Below are 16,554 nucleotides of genomic sequence, written 5' to 3' on the forward strand. Positions count from 1 at the left end.
CACGACGAGGCGGAAGGACGACGCGATGGGTACGGGCGGGCTGGGAGAGGTCGACGAGTCGGCGTTCTCTGGGTTGGCGGAGCGGCACCGGCGGGAGCTGCACGTGCACTGCTACCGGATGCTCGGGTCGTTCGAGGACGCCGAGGACACCGTGCAGGAGACGTTTCTCCGTGCCTGGCGGCGGCGGGAGACTTTCGAAGGGCGGTCGACGTTCCGGGCCTGGTTGTACCGGATCGCCACCAACGCCTGCCTGGACCTGCTGGCCAAGTACCGCCCGGAGCCCGCGACCGGCGGCGAGGTGCTGTGGCTGCAGCCCTACCCGGACCGGCTGCTCGACGAGTTGCCCGCGGGTGACGCGGACGAGCCGGAGGCCGTCGCCGTCGCGCGGGAGACGATCGAGCTGGCCTACCTGGTCGCGGTCCAGCATCTGGCGCCGCGCCCGCGGGCCGTGCTGATCCTGCGGGACGTGCTCGGCTGGCCGGCGAGAAACGTCGCGGAGCTGCTCGGCGACTCGGTCAACTCCGTGAACAGCGCGCTGCAGCGGGCCCGCGCCGGCATGCGGGAGCACCTGCCCGCCGAGCGGCAGGACTGGACCGGCGGCGAGGACGACGCCGGGACGCGCGAACTGGTGCGGCGCTATACCGACGCCAGCGTGGCCACGGACATCGACGCACTCGCCGCGCTGCTGCGGGACGACGTCCGCTGCTCGATGCCGCCCACACAGGGCCTGTACGTGGGCCGCGACGCGGTGGTGAGCGACTGGATCGAGAGCGGCTTCGCAGGCATGAAGAACCTGCGCACCGTCCTCACCTCCGTCAACCGGCAGCCCGCCGTGGCCTTCTACGACTGGCGGGAGCGGGAGGGCGCGTACCTGCCGCTGACGATCGACGTCCTGCGCGTCACCGGCGGGGCGATCAGCGAGATCGTCACGTTTCACGAGGACCGGTTCCCGCGGCTCGGGCTGCCGGAACGCCTGCCGGCGGACGGCACGGCGTAGTGCCGGAACTGACGCTCGCGCTGCGCGGCGGCGCGCGGGTGGCGGTGGTCGCGGCGGAGTGGCGCGATGCGTTCGGCGTCGTCATCCGCGGCCGGGTGCAGCTGGAGCTGCGCGACGGCGAGCTCGGGCCGGTCCTCGGACGCGACGCCGGGTTCTGGCTCCGCGGCACCGGCGTCCGCGCCCTGCGCAACCCCGGCCGCCGCACGGCGAGGGTGCGCATCGTCACCCCAAGGTCTCCCACATCCACGAACGATGGAGAAACGACATGAAGGACACCAAGACTGGGCTGGTCGGCCTCGGCGTCATCGCCGCGCTCGCGGCGATGGCGGCCACCACGCTCGCCGCGGCGCTCGCCCAGGCCGTCGGCGTCGTGTTCGAGATCCCCGACGGCGGTGAGACGATCCCGTTGGGCGGGTTCGCGGTGGTGACCGGGTTCTTCTCGCTCGTGGGCGTCGTCATCGCCGCGGCGTTTCTCCGGTGGAGCGCTCGCCCGGTTCAGCGGTTCGTGGGGACGACCGTGGCGCTGACCGCGATCTCGTTGGTCCCGCCCTTCGTCGTCGGGGCGAGCACCGCCACCTCCTTCGCCCTCCTGGTGCTCCACCTCGTCCCCGCGACGGTGATGATCTCCGTTCTGGCGCGCGGCCTCCGGGCCAGGACCGAGCGCGGGGTCCTCAGGGCGCATCCCAGGGCATGAACATGGGCCGAGAGCTCCACCCGGCGCTATCTGCGTCTCACGATGAGGCGCTGGGCCGGGCCGGTCATGTGCACGTGCTTTCTCATTTCGCCTGCCCGGTCACCGCAACGACTGGGATCCGTTGGCCGTGTTACCGCTGCCGACGTCATTGTTGCTGCCCGTGGAGCCGTTCACGTTCGAGAAGTTGCCGCTGTTGATGGGATCGCCTTCGCTATGGTAATTCCCGCTGTTCGTGGAGTTGCCGCTGTTTTCTGCGCCGTTGACGCATTTCGTGGGAGAATTAGACGAAGGAGAGTTGTAGTTGACCACCCGGTTGCCGCAGAAGACGGCCGGCACCATGGACAAGATGGTGCCCAGATCCGCGCCCACCAGCCGTGCGAGCTGCGAAGGCTCCTGGGATGGTGGTACGGCCGCCGCGTTGACGGCGCCGGTGAGCGACATGCCGCATCCGGTCATTGTCACGACCACGGCGAGCCGGACCAGGATTCTACTCAAGGGTTCCATGGCCGCCTCCGATGCGCAGTGACAGGTCGGTTCACGAACGCCGCCGAGCGTATAGCTCACCATGAGGCGGGGCCAATGTCCGCGATGCCGTGTCGGATTTCTCTGAGCGGCGATAAGAAAACACTGACCGGAAATTCCGAACAAGGCTCCCGGTCATAAAACGGAGTCGCGCAGGGCTTGGATGAGGGCGAGGGTGGCGGGCGGGTCCGGAGGGTCGCCGTAGGTGACAGCGTGGATCCTGCGCGCGAAGCCGGTCAGCTCGGTGGCGTGGATGTCGGGCCGGCGGTGGGCGCGCAGCGCGAGCCCGGGCAGGATGGTGACTCCCTTGCCGGCGGCGACGAGGGCCTGCACCACGACCATGTCGTCGCTGAGTGATCCGAAGCGCGGGGTGAAGCCCGCGTGCCGGCACACGTTGTCGAGCTCGCTCCGACAGCGTGAGCAACCGCCGATCCACGGGGAATCACGGTGATGGGCCATGCTGTCGTCGGGCTGCCGGCTTATGAGATAGATCGGATCATCGCAAAGGTGGACGAATCGGAATCCCGCTTCTTCTTCGAGCGAGGCGCCGGCGTGCTGGAAGATGAGAGCGATATCAATTTCGCCATGTTGCAACATTTGTAGCGCTTCGACTGGATGCCGGTCGACAAACACGAGCTCTATTCCGGGGTGTGACCGAGCCAGGGCGATGGCCGCCTGGGGCGCGATCGTGCTCAGCGACGAGGCGTTGGCGGCCAGGCGGACCCGCCCCGCCTGCAGGCCGACCTGCGCCGCCAGTTCGTTGGCCGCCGCGTCGACCCGCCCCATGATCTCGGTGGCCCGGAGGGCCAGGGTCCGACCTTCCGGGGTCAGGCGGATCCCGCGGCCGACCCGCTGAATGAGCTTGGCGCCGGTGGCCGCTTCCAGGCGGGTCAGGTGGTGACTCACCGACGATTGCGAGTAGTGCAACTCTTTCGCCGCTTCGGTCACGGACCCGTGTCGCGCCACCGAGGCCAGGACCTTGAGATGGGTCAGGTTGAGCATGCATCGAGAATATCGATGATATTGCCGGAAATTTGACATTAGACGTCATGAGAGTGTTCATCCATGCTGGTGGCTCGCCAGAAAATAGTTCACCTGAAGGAGCACACTCATGTCCGCAGTACGCGTGCACAATTTCGCGATTTCGCTCGACGGCTTCGCCACCGGGGAGGGTCAGGCCCCGAACGCCCCCTTCGGTCACGCTGGTGAACGCCTGCACGAATGGATGTTCACGACCCGGTTCTGGTACGAGATGGGTGGTGGCACCGGCGGCACCGCCGGCGTCGACAACGCGTTCGCCACCGCGCACAGCCGTGGCATCGGCGCCGAGATCATGGGCGCGGGCAAGTTCGGCCCGCCCGACTGGCAGGACGACCCCGACTACAAGGGCGCGTGGGGGCCCAACCCGCCGTTCCACACGCCGGTCTTCGTGCTCACCCACCGGCCGCGGCCTTCGATCGAGATGGACGGCGGCACCACCTTCCACTTCCTGGACGCCCCGCCGGCCGAGGCGCTCAAGCGGGCCCGTGAGGCGGCTGACGGCCTGGACGTCCGTCTCGGCGGCGGGGCCACGATGATCCGCGACTTCCTCGTCGAGGGGCTGGTCGATCACATGCACGTGGTGCAGGTCCCGATCCTGCTCGGCCGCGGCGTCCGGCTCTGGGACGGGCTGGAGTCGCTGGAGGAGGCGTACGACATCGAGTCGGTCTCCTCGCCCACCGGAGTCGTCCACCTGACGTTCACCGCCAAGGGCCGGTGAGCGCGATGCGAGTGAGTGCCACGAGAGCGGACACCCTGGACGCTTTCATCGAGGACGTGGCGTCGCTGGTCAGGAGCGTCGACGACCAGTACGAGATCACGAAACTGGTCGCGGATCGGCTGTCCGGACTGCTCGCCGACGGTTACCGGCTTCCCCAGGAGGTCACCCGGCCGTCGGCCGAGCATCACGTCACGTACCCGCTGTACATCGCCCCCGACGACAGCTGGTCGCTCGCGTCGGTGGTCTGGAACGTGGGCCAGCGCACTCCGGTGCACGGGCACGAGACGTGGGGCGTCGTCGGGATCTACGCGGGGGCCGAACGCGAGCTCCGCTACCTCAAGCCGGCGGAGTCCGAGCCGGCCGGCCCTCTGACGCCGGCCGGTGAGCAGGTGTGGGAGCGCGGGCAGGTCACGGTGTGCTGCACGACCGATGACGACGTGCACGCGGTCGCGGCCGTCGGCGACGAGCCCACCGTCGGGATCCACGTCTACGGAGGCAACATCGGCGTCATCAGCCGGCAGCTCTATGACCCCGCCACCGGAGAGGTCCGATGGTTCGTCTCCGGCTGGGACAGCCCGGCGGGGTGACCGGGCCCCGGCGTGTCACACGGTCTTGATCGGCGTCGCCGGGATGGCTAGCCTGATCGCCGTTTCGCCCGTAAGGCGAGGTCAGGGGATCGGGGGACGATGAGTGCGGAAGAGGACTTCAAGCGGGTCGGCGCCGAACTGGCCGATCTGGGGGTGGGGATCTCCAGGATGATGGGGCGTCCCGCGCTCAAGGATCAGGCGGGGAAGGTGTTCGCGAGCCTGCAGCGCGACGGCGCGATGGTGTTCCGGCTGGTCAGGGACACCCCTGAGCACGCGGCCGCGCTCCAGCTGGCCGGGGCGTCCCTGTTCGACCCCACGGGGCAGGGCAGGGTGGTGAAGGACTGGGTGGTCGTGCCCCACTCCTGGGTCGAGCAGTGGACGGACCTGGCCGAGGCCGCTCTCAGTCGTCCGCGCTGACCGCCTGAAGGCATTACCGGATAGGTCAGGATTCGAGAAGTGGTGATCACCGGGCCGCGTCTAGCGTGACTGTCATGGCTTCCATCGAATGCGTCACCCTTGAGGTAACCGATCAAGAGGCGGCCACCCGCTTCGCCGACGCCGTCCTCGGCCCGGACTCCTGGTTGCGGCTGCGGGCCGCGGAGGCGCCGACGACCGGCTTCCGCGGGTTCACGATGTCGCTCGTCGTGTCCCAGCCCGCCACCGTCAACGGTCTCGTCGACGCCGCACTCGACGCCGGGGCCAAGGCGATCAAGCCGCCCGAGAAGTCGCTGTGGGGGTACGGCGGGGTCGTCCAGGACCCCGGCGGGGTGATCTGGACGGTCGCCTCCTCGTCGAAGAAGGACACCGGCCCGGCCTCCAAGGAGATCGACGACATCGTGCTCCAGCTCGGAGCGGACGACGTGGCCGCGAGCAAGGCGTTCTACGTCGACCGCGGCTTCACCGTGGCGAAGAGCTACGGCCGCAGGTACGTCGAGTTCGCCACCCCGTCGAGCCCGGTCAAACTGTCGCTCTACAAGCGCCGCGCGCTGGCCAAGGTCGCCGGCGTCGCGCCCGAGGGCACCGGCTCCCACCGGCTCGTCATCGGCTCCGACGCCGGCCCCTTCACCGACCCGGACGGCTTCGTCTGGGAGGCGGCACGTCCCTCCTGACCCCTTGCTGGAACTTGGGCCTTGTGTGAAGGTTCCTTGTCAACCTATGCTGCGCCGCAAGTTAATAAAGTTTCCTAACCGATGGTCGGCATCGGGATCGGAGGCGCTCGTGAGGCGAAGCACAGGTGCGAGGATCTTCGCGGTGGCGGCCGCGCTGCTGGTGCCGCTGTTGGCGCCGTCCGGCGCGAGTGCGGCGGCCGACCCCCTGGTGTCCCAGGGCAGGACCACGACGGCCTCCTCGGTCGAGGCCGCCGGTCTGGAGCCGGGCAAGGCGGTCGACGGCAGCACGAACACGCGGTGGGCCAGCGCCGAGGGCGTGGACCCGCAGTGGATCCAGGTCGACCTCGGCTCCGCGCACACCGTCTCCCGGGTACGGCTGACCTGGGAGGTCGCCTACGCGCGGGCGTACCGGGTGCAGATCTCGCCCGACGGCTCCTCCTGGAGCGACGTCTACTCCACCGCGGCCGGCGACGGAGCGACCGACGACCTCACGGTCAGCGGCAGCGGCCGGTACGTGCGGGTGTACGGCACGGAACGCGGCACCCCCTGGGGCTACTCGCTGTGGGAGCTGGAGGTCTACGGGGCTCCCACCGGCGGCGGGGGCGGCGGCACCCCGGTCGAGGCCAACGGGCAACTGCACGTGTGCGGCCTCAAGCTCTGCAACGAGAACGGCAAGCAGATCCAGCTGCGCGGCATGAGCAGCCACGGCATCCAGTGGTACAACCAGTGTCTCAACAACGCCTCTCTCGACGCGCTGGCGACCGACTGGAAGGCCGACGTCCTACGCATCTCGATGTACATCCAGGAGGGCGGGTACGAGACCGACCCCCGGCTGTTCACCGACCGGGTGCACTCCCTGATCGAGATGGCCACCGCCCGCGGGATGTACGCGATCGTCGACTGGCACATGCTCACCCCGGGCGACCCCCACTACAACCTGAGCCGGGCCAGGACCTTCTTCACCGAGATCGCCCAGCGCCACAACGGCAAGCAGAACGTCCTGTACGAGATCGCGAACGAGCCCAACGGCGACGCCGTCACCTGGTCCGTCATCCGCGACTACGCGCACCAGCTCATCCCGGTGATCCGGCAGCACGACCCCGACGCCCCGATCCTGGTCGGCACCCGCGCCTGGTCGTCACTCGGCGTCTCCGCCGGGGCCGACGAGACCGAGATCGTGAACAACCCGGTCAACGCCGCCAACATCATGTACACGTTCCACTTCTACGCGGCCTCGCACGGCTCCACCTACCTGAACACCCTCTCCCGGGCCGCCGACCGGCTGCCGATCTTCGTGACCGAGTTCGGCACCCAGAGCGCCTCCGGTGACGGGGCCAACGACTTCACCCGGTCCCAGCAGTATCTCGACCTGCTGGCCCAGAAGAAGATCAGCTGGGTGAACTGGAACTTCTCCGACGACTTCCGTACCGGAGCGGTCTTCACCACCGGAACCTGCCCGAGCGGCCCGTTCGCCGGGACCGGCAGGCTCAAGGAGGCCGGCGTCTGGGTCCGCGACCGGATCCGCACCGCCGACGACTTCTGACGCGGTCGACGTACGCGCGCGGACCGCTCAGCCGGCGGACCGCGCGCGGAGCCACTCGGCGGCCCGGCGCGCGGACGCCCTCGACAGCCACGCGTCCTGCACCACCTCGGTCAGCTCGCCGAGGGTGATCTCGCCGATGCGGGCGGCCCTCAGCAGCACGGACGGGTGACCGTCGAAGTGCGGGGTGGTGAAGTACGGGGACGTCTCGTCCTGCACCATCGCCTGCTTGTCGGCCTCCGACTCGACCCAGAACACGATCACGTCGGGGTAGCGCTCGCCGGTGTCGGGGTCGAACGCGTCGGGCCGCGGGGTCCGGAAGAAGATGAACGACTTCCTGCCCACCTGGTAGATCGGGTTGCCGCCGCCGCCGTGCTCGACCGTGACGTGCGGCATGGCCAGGGCCAGCTCGTGCACGTCGTCGACCCGGGCGGGCCGGGTGTCGTCCTCGTCCGCCACGGACCCAGCCTAGCGAGCTGGACTCTCCCACGGGGGGAGGCCTCATGCTGGTCAGTCATGAGGAAGACCATCGTGCCCGGCGTCGAGCCGCGCGGCCTGCACCATTGTGAGACGACGACGCTGGGAGTGCTGCTCCGCCACGAAGGGTTCGACCTGTCCGAGCCCATGATGTTCGGGCTGGGCTCCGGCCTGTCGTTCGTCTACTGGGACCGCAAGGGCATGCCGTTCCCCTTTCTCGGCGGCCGGGTCAAGCCGTTCGAGCTCACCAGGAACCTGGCCGCCCGGCTGGGGCTGACGCTGACGGTCGAGGAGACCACGTCGGCGCGCAAGGCGTGGCGGAACGCGGCCGCCCCCGTCGACGCCGGCCGGCCCGTCGGCCTCCAGCTCGACTGCTACCACCTGGAGTACTTCGGGTCCAAGGTGCACTTCGGCGGCCATGTCGTCGCCCTGTACGGCTACGACGAGCAGGACGCCTACCTGGTGGACACCGACCAGCAGGGAGGCGCGGTCCGCACCGGCCTGGCGAGCCTCGCCGCGGCCCGGGCCGAGCGCGGCCCGATGACCGCCAGGAACCGCTCCTTCACCATCACCCTGCCGGACCGCCCGCCCGCCTGGCAGGACCGGATCGTCGGCGCCATCACGGACTGCGCCGGCGCCTTCCTCGCCGCCCCCATCGCCAACCTGGGACACCGCGGCATCGCCGAAGCCGGCAAACGGGTGCCCGGATGGCTGGACCGGGTCGCCGAGCCCCGGCGGGACCTGCCGGAGGTCGCCCTCCTCATGGAACGGGCCGGCACCGGCGGCGCCCTGTTCCGCGCCCTCTACCGCGACTTCCTGGACGAGTGCTCCCGGTTGATCGACGACCCCGGCCTCCGCACCGGTCACCGGCTGTACGCCGAGGCCGCCGAACGGTGGACCGAGGTGTCCACGTTGATCGCCAAAGCGGGGGATAGCGGCGACGCCGGCTGCCTGGAGCAGGCCGGCGCCGTCCTCCGCGAGCTCGCGCGCATCGAGCGGGACGCCATGGAGGCGCTCCGCCGGCTGTCCTGAGAGCGGCGGGCGCCCGTACGTCAGAGCAGGTCCAGCCGGCCGCTCAGGAAACGGCGCTCCGCGTCGGTGGGCGCCAGCTCGATCGCCGACCGGTAGTGGACGGCCGCCTCCGGCCCCCGGCCCGCGCGGCGCAGCAGGTCGGCGCGGGTGGCGTGCAGCAGATAGTAGTCGTCCAGCCGCCCGGACCCCGCGATCGCGTCGACCAGCCGCAGCGCCTCCTCGGGGCCGCTGACCATGCCGACCGCCACGGCCCGGTTCAGCTCCACGACCGGGCCCGGCGTCATGCGCACGAGCTCGTCGTACAGCCCGACGATCTGCGGCCAGTCGGTCAGGGACGCCAGCGGCGCGGTCGCGTGGCACGCCGCGATCGCCGCCTGGAGCTGGAACGGCCCGGCGCGGCCCCGGCGCAGCGCCTGCTCGCAGATCGCGGCGCCCTCCGCGATCCGCTCCTGGTCCCAGAGCGTGCGGTCCTGTTCGTCCAGGGTGACCACGTCGCCGGCCGCGTCCAGCCGTGCCGGCCGCCGCGCGTCGTGCAGCATCATCAGCGCGAGCAGGCCCTGCGCCTCCGGCTCGTCGGGCATCAGCTCCGTCACCAGCCGCGCCAGCCGGATCGCCTCCCTGCACAGCCTGGCCTTGCGCGGGTCGCCGTACCCCTCGTTGAACAGCAGATAGAGCACGTGCAGGACGGCGGGAAGGCGGTCCGGCAGCAGGTGCGCGGGCGGCACCCGGAACGGGATGGCCGCGTGCGCGACCTTCTGCTTGGCCCGGAAGAGGCGCTGGCTCATCGTGCGCTCGCGCACCAGGAACGCGCGCGCGATCTCGGCGGTGCTCATGCCGGCCAGGCTCCGCAGCGTCAACGCCACCTGCGCCTCGAGGTTCAGCGCCGGATGGCAGCAGGTGAACATGAGCTCCAGGCGCTCGTCGGGGATGTCCGCGTCGCTCAGGTAGGGCGGCGGTTCCTGGTCCATCGCGGCCACCTCTCGCAACTTCGCCGCCTCCGTGGACGCGCGGCGCATCCGGTCGATCGCGCGGTGGCGGGCCGTGGTGGTCAGCCACGCCAGCGGCTGGTCGGGCACTCCAGAGCCGGGCCACGTCTGAAGCGCCCGGGCGAACGCGTCCTGCGCGCACTCCTCCGCCAGATCCCAGTCGCCGCCGGTGAACCGGATCATGGCAGCCACGATCCGGCTCCATCCGTCGGCGTAGATCCCGGCGATCCGGTCCTTCACCCCGGCGTCCCGCCTAGTCCTCGTCGTCCGGCCAGAACGGACGCAGCTCGATCATCCCGGCCCACGCCATCGGGTGCTTGGACGCGACCTCGATGGCCTCGTCGAGGTCGGCGCACTCCAGGACGTCGAAGCCGGCGATCTGGTCCTTGGTCTCCGCGTACGGGCCGTCGGTCAGCAGCACCTCACGGTTACGGACCCGGACGGTGGTCGCGTCGCTCGCCGGTCGGGTGCGGTTGCCTATCAACCGGATCCCCTTGCCGTCCATCTCCTTGACCCACTCCTCCACATCGGGGGCGCCGTCCTCCTGACCAGGGGTGTAGTCGGGGTCGGTGCACACCAGCATGAGGTATCGCATCGGGTTGCTCCTGTCGTGAGTTTCTCGGTCGTCAGGTTGATGACGAACGGGAGAGCCTCTCTACTACACCCCCTTGGAGATTTTCTCGTCCGATTCGCCGGACGCTTGTCCCTCTCGCTAGCTACCCACGGCTGTCCACCGCGCGGTGACGCCTTCGCCTGGTGACCTGAGCCACCGGAACGAACCTCCCCACAACGGCGGCTCATCGGCGCCGCCAGGGAGGGCGGAGCGGGAATCCGCACGACGGCGGTTCGGCGACATCGCCGGGGTGGGTGGAGCGGAAATCCGCACGACGCGGTTCGGCGGCGCCATCGGGGTGGCGGAGCGGGAATCCACGCGACGGCGGCTTGGCGGCGCCTTCAGGGTGGCGGAGCGGAAACCCTACGACGATGGCTTGGTGGCGCTGACAGGATGAGCGGATGCCCCATGATCACCGACAGCTGCGCGCCACCTTCGACCAGGCGGCCGCCACCTACCAGGACGCGCGCCCCGACTATCCCGCCGAGCTCTACACCGACCTGCTGGACATCACGGGAATCACCCCACCCGCCCACCTGCTCGAAGTCGGATGCGGCCCGGGAAAGGCGACCCTGCCGCTGGCCCAGAGGGGATTCCGCATCCACGCTGTCGAACTCGGCGAAGCCCTGGCGACGGAGGCCCGGCAGCGCCTCGCCGAATACCCCGACGTCACCGTGGACACGTCATCGTTCGAAGCCTGGGAGCCGCCCCCGGGCCTCCGCTTCGCGCTGGTGTACGCGGCCACAGCCTGGAAATGGGTGGACCCGCGGATCGGCTACGCCAAGGCCGCCGCCCTCCTCGACGAGGGCGGCCACCTGGCCGTGTGGAACGCCGACCACGCGATGCCGGCAGACTTCGACCCCTTCTTCACCGAGATCCAACAGGTCTACGAGGAGATCGGCGAAGGCCACCCCGGCCCCTGGCCCGGCCCCACACCCGAGGACCGCCCCAACCCCCTGATCCCCGAGTTCGAGGCCTCCGGCCACTTCACCGTCGTAGGGACAAAACTGTACGTATGGGCCCTGCGCTACACGGCAGACGAGTACATAGCCCTCCTCGACACCTTCTCCGGCCACATCGCCATGGACCCGCCCAAGCGCGAACACCTCTACCAGGAGATCCGCCGCCGCCTCGCCACCCGCCCCGACGCCCGCCTCACCCGCCACTGGTCAGTCGTCCTCACCATCGGCCAACGCCGATAACCCGACGACCCTCCTCCCGACTGCAGGACGCACGCGAGCCCACCCTCAGCCCACCCGAGGCCGGGAGCCAGGCGCGAACCCGGTCCCAGCCCCTTGGTGCCCCAGGGCAGTGCGAACCCGCCCGGCGCCGGGGCCAGGTGGAGCCCGCCCGGTGTCGGGACCCGGCTCGGCCCCAGCCCATTCGGCGTTGGGATCAGGTGCGAGCCAGGCCCCAGCCCATTCGGTGCAGGGACCAGGCGTGAACCTGGCCTCAGCTTGCCTGGTGAACGGCCACATCATCTGTTGACGACCCGCTCCCCGGGACGGGTCATCCCCGTCAGGCGTCGCGGCGGGTGATCACCAGAGATGCCGTGAGGAGAGCCAAGGCGGCGTAGCCAGCGAGGAGCATGCTGGCCGTTAGAGAGCCGAAGGCGCCGGAGTCGGGGACCCCGGCCAGTTGCCTTGTCAGCGACGGGATCGTCAGGGATCCGGTCCAGTCGTTCCACGGGGCGGGGAGGAAGCGCTCCACCATGGTCGGGGTGAGCAGAAGCCCGGCCAGCGCGACGATCGCTCCTGGGGTCGAACGCAGCATCGTCGCCAGGCCCAACCCCAGCACCGCGGCGACGGCGGAGCCGGCTCCGGCCGACAGCACCTCGGGCAGGGCGGCCGGTTCCGAGAGTGAGGCGCCGATCGGGCGCGCGCCCACGACCGCCTGTGCGGTGCCGTAGGTGGCGAACGCCAGCATTTGGCCCACGACGGCGGCCACCGCGGCTACCACCACTGCCTTGGCCAGGAGCAGGACCCACGGACGCCGGACCGTGATCAAGGTCAGTCTGATCATGCCGGTGCCGTACTCGCCGGAGATGGCGAGCACGCCCAGCAAGCCGAAGAGCAGGGGAGTGAGGTCGGCGCTGAAGCCGAGCCCTGTGCCGACCGGCTCACCTCCGGCGCCGTGGGTGTCGAAGTAGCGCGAGATCGAGAAGGCGGCGAAGGCCGTGAGAGCCAGGGCGGAGAGCGTGGAGGCCAGGACGTAGGCGGTGGAGCGCAGCGAACGCAGCTTGAGCCATTCGGACGCCATGAGGTTGATCATCGAGTCAGCTCCAGGAAGGACTCCTCCAGCGACGCGCGGCGCGGCGTCAGCTCGTGGACGGCGCAGCCGCTCGCCAGCGCGGCGTCACCTATGGCGGCTGCCGACAGCCCGGTCACCAGCAGCTCGTCCTCGCCCGCGGACCGACTGGTCACTGGCAGCTCCTCTTTGCCCGTGGGCCGACTGGTCATCGGCATTTCGTCCTCGCCCGCGAACCGACTGGTCACTGGCAGCTCCTCTTTGCCTGTGGAGCGCCTGGTCATCGTCAGCTCCTCTTCGCCTGCGGACCATCCCGTCACCGGCAGCCCCTCCTTGCCGGCGGAGGGAGAGGCCGAGAGAGTGATCGTCTCGGTGGTGGTGGTTCGGGGGCGGTGGACGGTCGCTCCCGCCGCCTCCAGCACCCCGGCCAGGCGGGGCGCGTGGGGGGATCTCACCAGGACGTCGCCGGCGAAGCGGGCTTGGAGTTCGGCGACCGTGGTGTCTTCGATCAGTCGGCCGTGGCCGATGATGACGAGTCGGTCGGCGGTGAGGGACATCTCGGTCATCAGGTGGCTCGACAGCAGGACGGTCCGCCCTTCCGCCGCCAGCGATCTCAGCAGCGCTCTGAGCCAGCGGATGCCGTCAGGATCGAGGCCGTTGACAGGCTCGTCGAGGATGAGCACTCCCGGATCGCCGAGCAGCGCCGCCGCGATGCCGAGCCGTTGACGCATCCCCTGGGAGAACCCGGCGATCCGCTTGCGCGCCGCCCCGGTCAGGCCCACCTCCTCCAGCACGTGCACGACCCGGTGGCGGGAGATCCCGCCGGCGTGCGCGAGGGCGTGGAGGTGGTCGAACGCGGTGCGCCCGCCCTGCACCTCGGTGGCGTCGAGCATGGCGCCGACCTCGCGCATCGGGTGCCGGAGGTCATGCTTGCCGACGCCGTTGATCAGCGCCCTGCCCGACGTGGGTGCGTGGAGGCCGAGGATCACGCGCATGGTGGTGGACTTACCGGCGCCGTTGTGCCCGAGGAAGCCGGTGACCTGACCGGGCTCGGCGCGGAAGGACAGCCCGGAGACCGCGAGCGTGGAACCGTACACCTTTGTCAGGTCGATGACCTCGATCATTTTCCCACCTCCTGGATCCGCTCCGCGGGGCAGTGCGCGCCCGGCGCGGGCAGCGCGCCCGCCGTCAGGTAGGCCAGGACATGCCGCCGCAGGCAGGAGTTGCCCGCCCACGACGCGTGGCCGTCGCCGTGCGTCAGGACCCGCGCGGACGGAATCTGGGCGGCCACGCGCTGCTGGCCCAGGTAGTTGGTGTTGTTGTCGAGGTCGCCGATCGCGAAGAGGAGCGGCGGGATGTCACCCCTGACGCGCAGCGGGTGCGGCGCCCAGGACGCGCCCCCGCTGCGCCCCCAGCAGCGGCCCAGCTCGAAGCGTCCTTCGACCCAGCCGAACCGCGGCGCGATCGCGCGGAGCCTGGACTCGATGGCCTGGAACTCCTCGTAGGTCGGAAGGTCCGGCATGAAGTCGTTGCACAGCGAGTCTCCGCCGACGGATGAACTGCCCTCCTCAGGGCCCAGCACCGTCAGGAAGTCCGTGGCGTCGCCGTCGAGGGCCTTTCGGATGGCCGTCGCGAGCATCGGCCATCGTGGGGGAGTCATGCCGTTGACGGCACCCGCGTACAGCTGCCCCTCGTGCACCGTCCGCCCGGACGTGGCCGGCAGCGGCGCGCGGCGAGCCCGGGCGACCAGCTCGTCCCAGGCCTTGCCCGCGTCCCTGCCGTGCAGGGCACAGCTCTTCCGGCGGGCGCACCAGTCGTGGAAGCGGGTGAGATGCCGCTCCTGGGTCAGCGCGTAGGAGCGCAACCAGGCTTCCAGCGACGGCTGCGTGTGATCGGCGGTCCCGTCGAAGTAGATCCGGCCCACCCGCTGCGGGAACAGCTCGAGGTACGCCTGTGCGTAGACGGTGCCGTACGAGTTGCCCGCATAGCGCAGCTTCTCCTGCCCGAGCCGGTCGCGGAGGGCGTCGAGGTCGTGGGCGACGTTCCGTGCCGTCAGCCCGCGCCACGCGGACCTGGCCGCCTTGCGGCAGCCGGCCTGATGGGCGGCGTTCTGGGCGGCGTGGGCGTCCCAATCGTCCTTCGTACGGGCGATGATCAGGCCGAAGACGGAAGCCGCGGGCTCCGCGCAGCTCACCGCCTTGCCGGTGATCTGCTCGGACATGCCGCGGGGATCGACGGCGATGACGTCAAAGTGGCGCCGCAGCTCCTTGAGCAGGGCCGGCAGCTCGGGCGGAGTGTCGGGACCGGCTGCCGGCCGGAGCATCACCGTGCTGGTGCCCGGCCCTCCGAAGTTGACGATCAGCGGACCCGAGCTCCTGCCCGTCGCGGGCAGCATGGCCACGTGAACAGCGGTCTTCGGGCCGCCCGGATCGGCCCAGTCGACGGGGACGATCAGGTCGGCGCATCGCAGGCCGTCGCCGCACTCCTTCCAGGCGAGGCCATGAGCCCGCGCCGAAGCCAGCGCGACGCCCGCGAACGGCACGACGAGGCAGGCGGCGAGGCACAGGGCGGTGAGCGTGCGTCGATTCATGGGCCAACGATCGAACACATGGGCGGGTTCGCACATCGGATCGAGGTCTGATTTTGGATGTCGGACCAGGGGCGGATGACGCTTGCGTTCGAGGGCGGAGTAAGACCCTGGTCTGACGGCTCCTGGGCCGATTCGGATCGGGCCGCTCCTCGATAACGTCGAGGCGTGAATCCGTTCGCCCGGCCGTTGTCCATGCGAGTGCTCGTCCTCGCCGACGTCGCTCTCGCCGCGCTGCTGGCTGTGGCCGCCACGACGAGCGCGCCGAGCCTCACCGTGGGCGCCGCGTCGGCGCTGCTCTGCTGGCTGCCTGTGGCGGTGCGAAGGATCTGGCCGGTGCCGGCCTACTGCGGCGCGCTCCTGCTGAGCCTTCTCGTGCCCGTGTTCGGGGCGGGCCGCGTCATCATGATCGCGGCGATCGCCCTGACTCTCTATACGGTCTCGACCACCCAGCCGGTGCGGCGGTCGGCGATCGCTCTCGTGCCGGGGCTGCTCATCACCGGAGCCGTTCTGCTGGTCATGCTGAGCGGCGTCCCCCGGCAGGCCAACGGCTGGCCCGACCCCGTCTTCATCATCGGCACGGCCTGGCTGGTCGTGGGCGCGACCTGGAGCCTCGGCGCGGCCGCCCGTACCCGCCGTGAGTTCACCGCCCGCGAGGCGGAGAGGCAGGCCGAGAAGGCGGTGATGGACGAACGCCTGCGGATCGTACGCGAACTGCACGATGTCCTCGCCCACTCGATGAGCATGATCACCGTCAGGGCGGGCGTGGCGGCCAAGGTCTTCGACAAGCACCCCGAGGAAGGCCGCCGGGCGTTACGGGCCATAGAGGAGCTCGGGCGCGACTCGCTCGTCGAGATCCGGCAGTTCCTCGGCGCGCTGCGGTCGCCCGGCAGCACGCCCGAGAGCACGCCGCTCCCCGGCCTCGCCGACCTGCCGTCCCTGGCAGACCGGGCAGCGGAGGCCGGCGTACGGGTGGACCTCTCGGTGAGCGGGACCGTACCCGAGCCCATGGGGCTGTCCGTCTACCGCGTCGTCCAGGAGGCGATCACCAACGTCGTCAGACACGCCGCACCCACCCACTGCCGCGCCAGCGTGTCGGTCGTCGACGGGCTCCTGCGCATCTCCGTGGTCGACGACGGGCCGGGTCGGCGCGCCCCGCCGGGTGAGACTGCCGGCCACGGGCTCGCGGGGATGCGGGAACGGGTGGCGATGTACGGTGGCGTCTTCGAGGCCGGGCCGGTGCCGGGGGGCGGGTTCGGGGTGTCAGCCTCGTGGGAGGTCCCATGACGAGCCCCGTCGCGTGTTGGTCGCTGGGGCGTGGGGTGTTGTCTGGAGTCCGTGTTCGGGTCGGCCGGGCTTGCTGGGGCGGGGTGGGGCAATCAGGGCTGTGTTCGAGGTTGGCTG

Annotated in this window: 19 protein-coding genes; 11 read left to right on the forward strand and 8 right to left on the reverse strand. The window is 70.3% G+C overall.

What is annotated here, in order from left to right; translation table 11 throughout:
- The first annotated feature begins 25 nt into the window (after positions 1–25).
- Genes ACGFI7_RS00305 through ACGFI7_RS00315 form a run of 3 tightly spaced genes read left to right on the forward strand, consistent with a single transcriptional unit; the run spans position 26 to position 1,691 of the window.
- Entirely contained in the window at positions 26–997 is a 972-nt protein-coding gene (locus tag ACGFI7_RS00305; RefSeq protein ID WP_393397399.1) for an RNA polymerase subunit sigma-70, read from the forward strand.
- Positions 997–1,266 (forward strand): hypothetical protein, encoded by a 270-nt coding sequence (locus tag ACGFI7_RS00310; protein ID WP_393397402.1) that lies wholly within the window; start codon positions 997–999, stop codon positions 1,264–1,266. The genes ACGFI7_RS00305 and ACGFI7_RS00310 overlap by 1 nt, the downstream gene beginning before the upstream one ends.
- Positions 1,263–1,691 (forward strand): DUF6069 family protein, encoded by a 429-nt coding sequence (locus ACGFI7_RS00315; protein WP_393397405.1) that lies wholly within the window; start codon positions 1,263–1,265, stop codon positions 1,689–1,691. The genes ACGFI7_RS00310 and ACGFI7_RS00315 overlap by 4 nt, the downstream gene beginning before the upstream one ends.
- A gap of 99 nt (positions 1,692–1,790) precedes the next feature.
- Here the strand turns inward: ACGFI7_RS00315 and ACGFI7_RS00320 are convergent, their stop codons facing one another.
- The gene (locus tag ACGFI7_RS00320) at positions 1,791–2,258 is read right to left on the reverse strand and encodes a hypothetical protein (protein ID WP_393397408.1); all 468 of its coding nucleotides are present in this window, start codon (positions 2,256–2,258) and stop codon (positions 1,791–1,793) included.
- A gap of 90 nt (positions 2,259–2,348) precedes the next feature.
- Positions 2,349–3,215 carry a LysR family transcriptional regulator gene (locus ACGFI7_RS00325; protein WP_393397411.1) on the reverse strand — a complete coding sequence of 289 codons (867 nt, stop codon included), beginning with the start codon at positions 3,213–3,215 and terminating at the stop codon, positions 2,349–2,351.
- Between the two features lie 109 nt (positions 3,216–3,324).
- Between ACGFI7_RS00325 and ACGFI7_RS00330 the strand changes: the two genes are divergently transcribed.
- The 5 genes from ACGFI7_RS00330 (at position 3,325) to ACGFI7_RS00350 (ending at position 7,211) form a co-directional block, all read left to right on the forward strand.
- Positions 3,325–3,972, forward strand: coding sequence for a dihydrofolate reductase family protein (locus ACGFI7_RS00330; protein ID WP_393397414.1), 648 nt, complete (start codon positions 3,325–3,327; stop codon positions 3,970–3,972).
- Between the two features lie 11 nt (positions 3,973–3,983).
- Positions 3,984–4,559: a hypothetical protein gene (locus ACGFI7_RS00335; protein ID WP_393397417.1), complete on the forward strand. Its 576-nt coding sequence runs from the start codon at positions 3,984–3,986 to the stop codon at positions 4,557–4,559.
- 99 nt (positions 4,560–4,658) lie between these two features.
- The gene (locus ACGFI7_RS00340; RefSeq protein WP_393397420.1) at positions 4,659–4,976 is read left to right on the forward strand and encodes a hypothetical protein; all 318 of its coding nucleotides are present in this window, start codon (positions 4,659–4,661) and stop codon (positions 4,974–4,976) included.
- Positions 4,977–5,050: 74 nt separating this feature from the next.
- Positions 5,051–5,668, forward strand: coding sequence for a glyoxalase (locus ACGFI7_RS00345; RefSeq protein WP_393397423.1), 618 nt, complete (start codon positions 5,051–5,053; stop codon positions 5,666–5,668).
- A gap of 109 nt (positions 5,669–5,777) precedes the next feature.
- Complete coding sequence (locus tag ACGFI7_RS00350; RefSeq protein ID WP_393397426.1) at positions 5,778–7,211, forward strand: cellulase family glycosylhydrolase; 1,434 nt, start codon at positions 5,778–5,780, stop codon at positions 7,209–7,211.
- 27 nt (positions 7,212–7,238) lie between these two features.
- Here the strand turns inward: ACGFI7_RS00350 and ACGFI7_RS00355 are convergent, their stop codons facing one another.
- Complete coding sequence (locus ACGFI7_RS00355; RefSeq protein ID WP_393397429.1) at positions 7,239–7,667, reverse strand: MmcQ/YjbR family DNA-binding protein; 429 nt, start codon at positions 7,665–7,667, stop codon at positions 7,239–7,241.
- Between the two features lie 57 nt (positions 7,668–7,724).
- On the opposite strand from ACGFI7_RS00355, the gene ACGFI7_RS00360 reads away from it, so the two are divergent.
- Positions 7,725–8,717, forward strand: a complete 993-nt coding sequence (locus ACGFI7_RS00360; protein ID WP_393397432.1) for a BtrH N-terminal domain-containing protein — start codon at positions 7,725–7,727, stop codon at positions 8,715–8,717.
- 20 nt (positions 8,718–8,737) lie between these two features.
- Here ACGFI7_RS00360 and ACGFI7_RS00365 read toward each other — a convergent pair whose 3' ends face one another.
- Positions 8,738–9,895 carry an RNA polymerase sigma factor gene (locus ACGFI7_RS00365; protein ID WP_393397435.1) on the reverse strand — a complete coding sequence of 386 codons (1,158 nt, stop codon included), beginning with the start codon at positions 9,893–9,895 and terminating at the stop codon, positions 8,738–8,740.
- A gap of 61 nt (positions 9,896–9,956) precedes the next feature.
- On the reverse strand, positions 9,957–10,298 hold the full coding sequence (locus tag ACGFI7_RS00370) for a YciI family protein (RefSeq protein WP_393397438.1): 342 nt from the start codon (positions 10,296–10,298) through the stop codon (positions 9,957–9,959).
- Between the two features lie 419 nt (positions 10,299–10,717).
- Here ACGFI7_RS00370 and ACGFI7_RS00375 point away from each other — a divergent pair, with 419 nt between their 5' ends.
- A complete protein-coding gene (locus ACGFI7_RS00375; protein ID WP_393397441.1) occupies positions 10,718–11,518 on the forward strand; it encodes a class I SAM-dependent methyltransferase in 801 nt (266 codons plus the stop codon).
- A 316-nt stretch (positions 11,519–11,834) separates the two neighbouring features.
- Here the strand turns inward: ACGFI7_RS00375 and ACGFI7_RS00380 are convergent, their stop codons facing one another.
- Genes ACGFI7_RS00380 through ACGFI7_RS00390 form a run of 3 tightly spaced genes read right to left on the reverse strand, consistent with a single transcriptional unit; the run spans position 11,835 to position 15,153 of the window.
- Complete coding sequence (locus ACGFI7_RS00380; protein WP_393397444.1) at positions 11,835–12,575, reverse strand: hypothetical protein; 741 nt, start codon at positions 12,573–12,575, stop codon at positions 11,835–11,837.
- Between the two features lie 8 nt (positions 12,576–12,583).
- Positions 12,584–13,687 carry an ABC transporter ATP-binding protein gene (locus tag ACGFI7_RS00385; RefSeq protein ID WP_393397447.1) on the reverse strand — a complete coding sequence of 368 codons (1,104 nt, stop codon included), beginning with the start codon at positions 13,685–13,687 and terminating at the stop codon, positions 12,584–12,586.
- Complete coding sequence (locus ACGFI7_RS00390; RefSeq protein ID WP_393397450.1) at positions 13,684–15,153, reverse strand: alpha/beta fold hydrolase; 1,470 nt, start codon at positions 15,151–15,153, stop codon at positions 13,684–13,686. Before ACGFI7_RS00390 ends, ACGFI7_RS00385 begins: the two co-directional genes overlap by 4 nt.
- Before the next feature lie 165 nt (positions 15,154–15,318).
- Here ACGFI7_RS00390 and ACGFI7_RS00395 point away from each other — a divergent pair, with 165 nt between their 5' ends.
- Complete coding sequence (locus tag ACGFI7_RS00395) at positions 15,319–16,437, forward strand: sensor histidine kinase (RefSeq protein WP_393397453.1); 1,119 nt, start codon at positions 15,319–15,321, stop codon at positions 16,435–16,437.
- The last annotated feature ends 117 nt before the right edge of the window (positions 16,438–16,554 follow it).

It is taken from the genome of Nonomuraea sp. NPDC048826 (assembly GCF_043198225.1).
Classification (GTDB): Bacteria; Actinomycetota; Actinomycetes; order Streptosporangiales; family Streptosporangiaceae; genus Nonomuraea.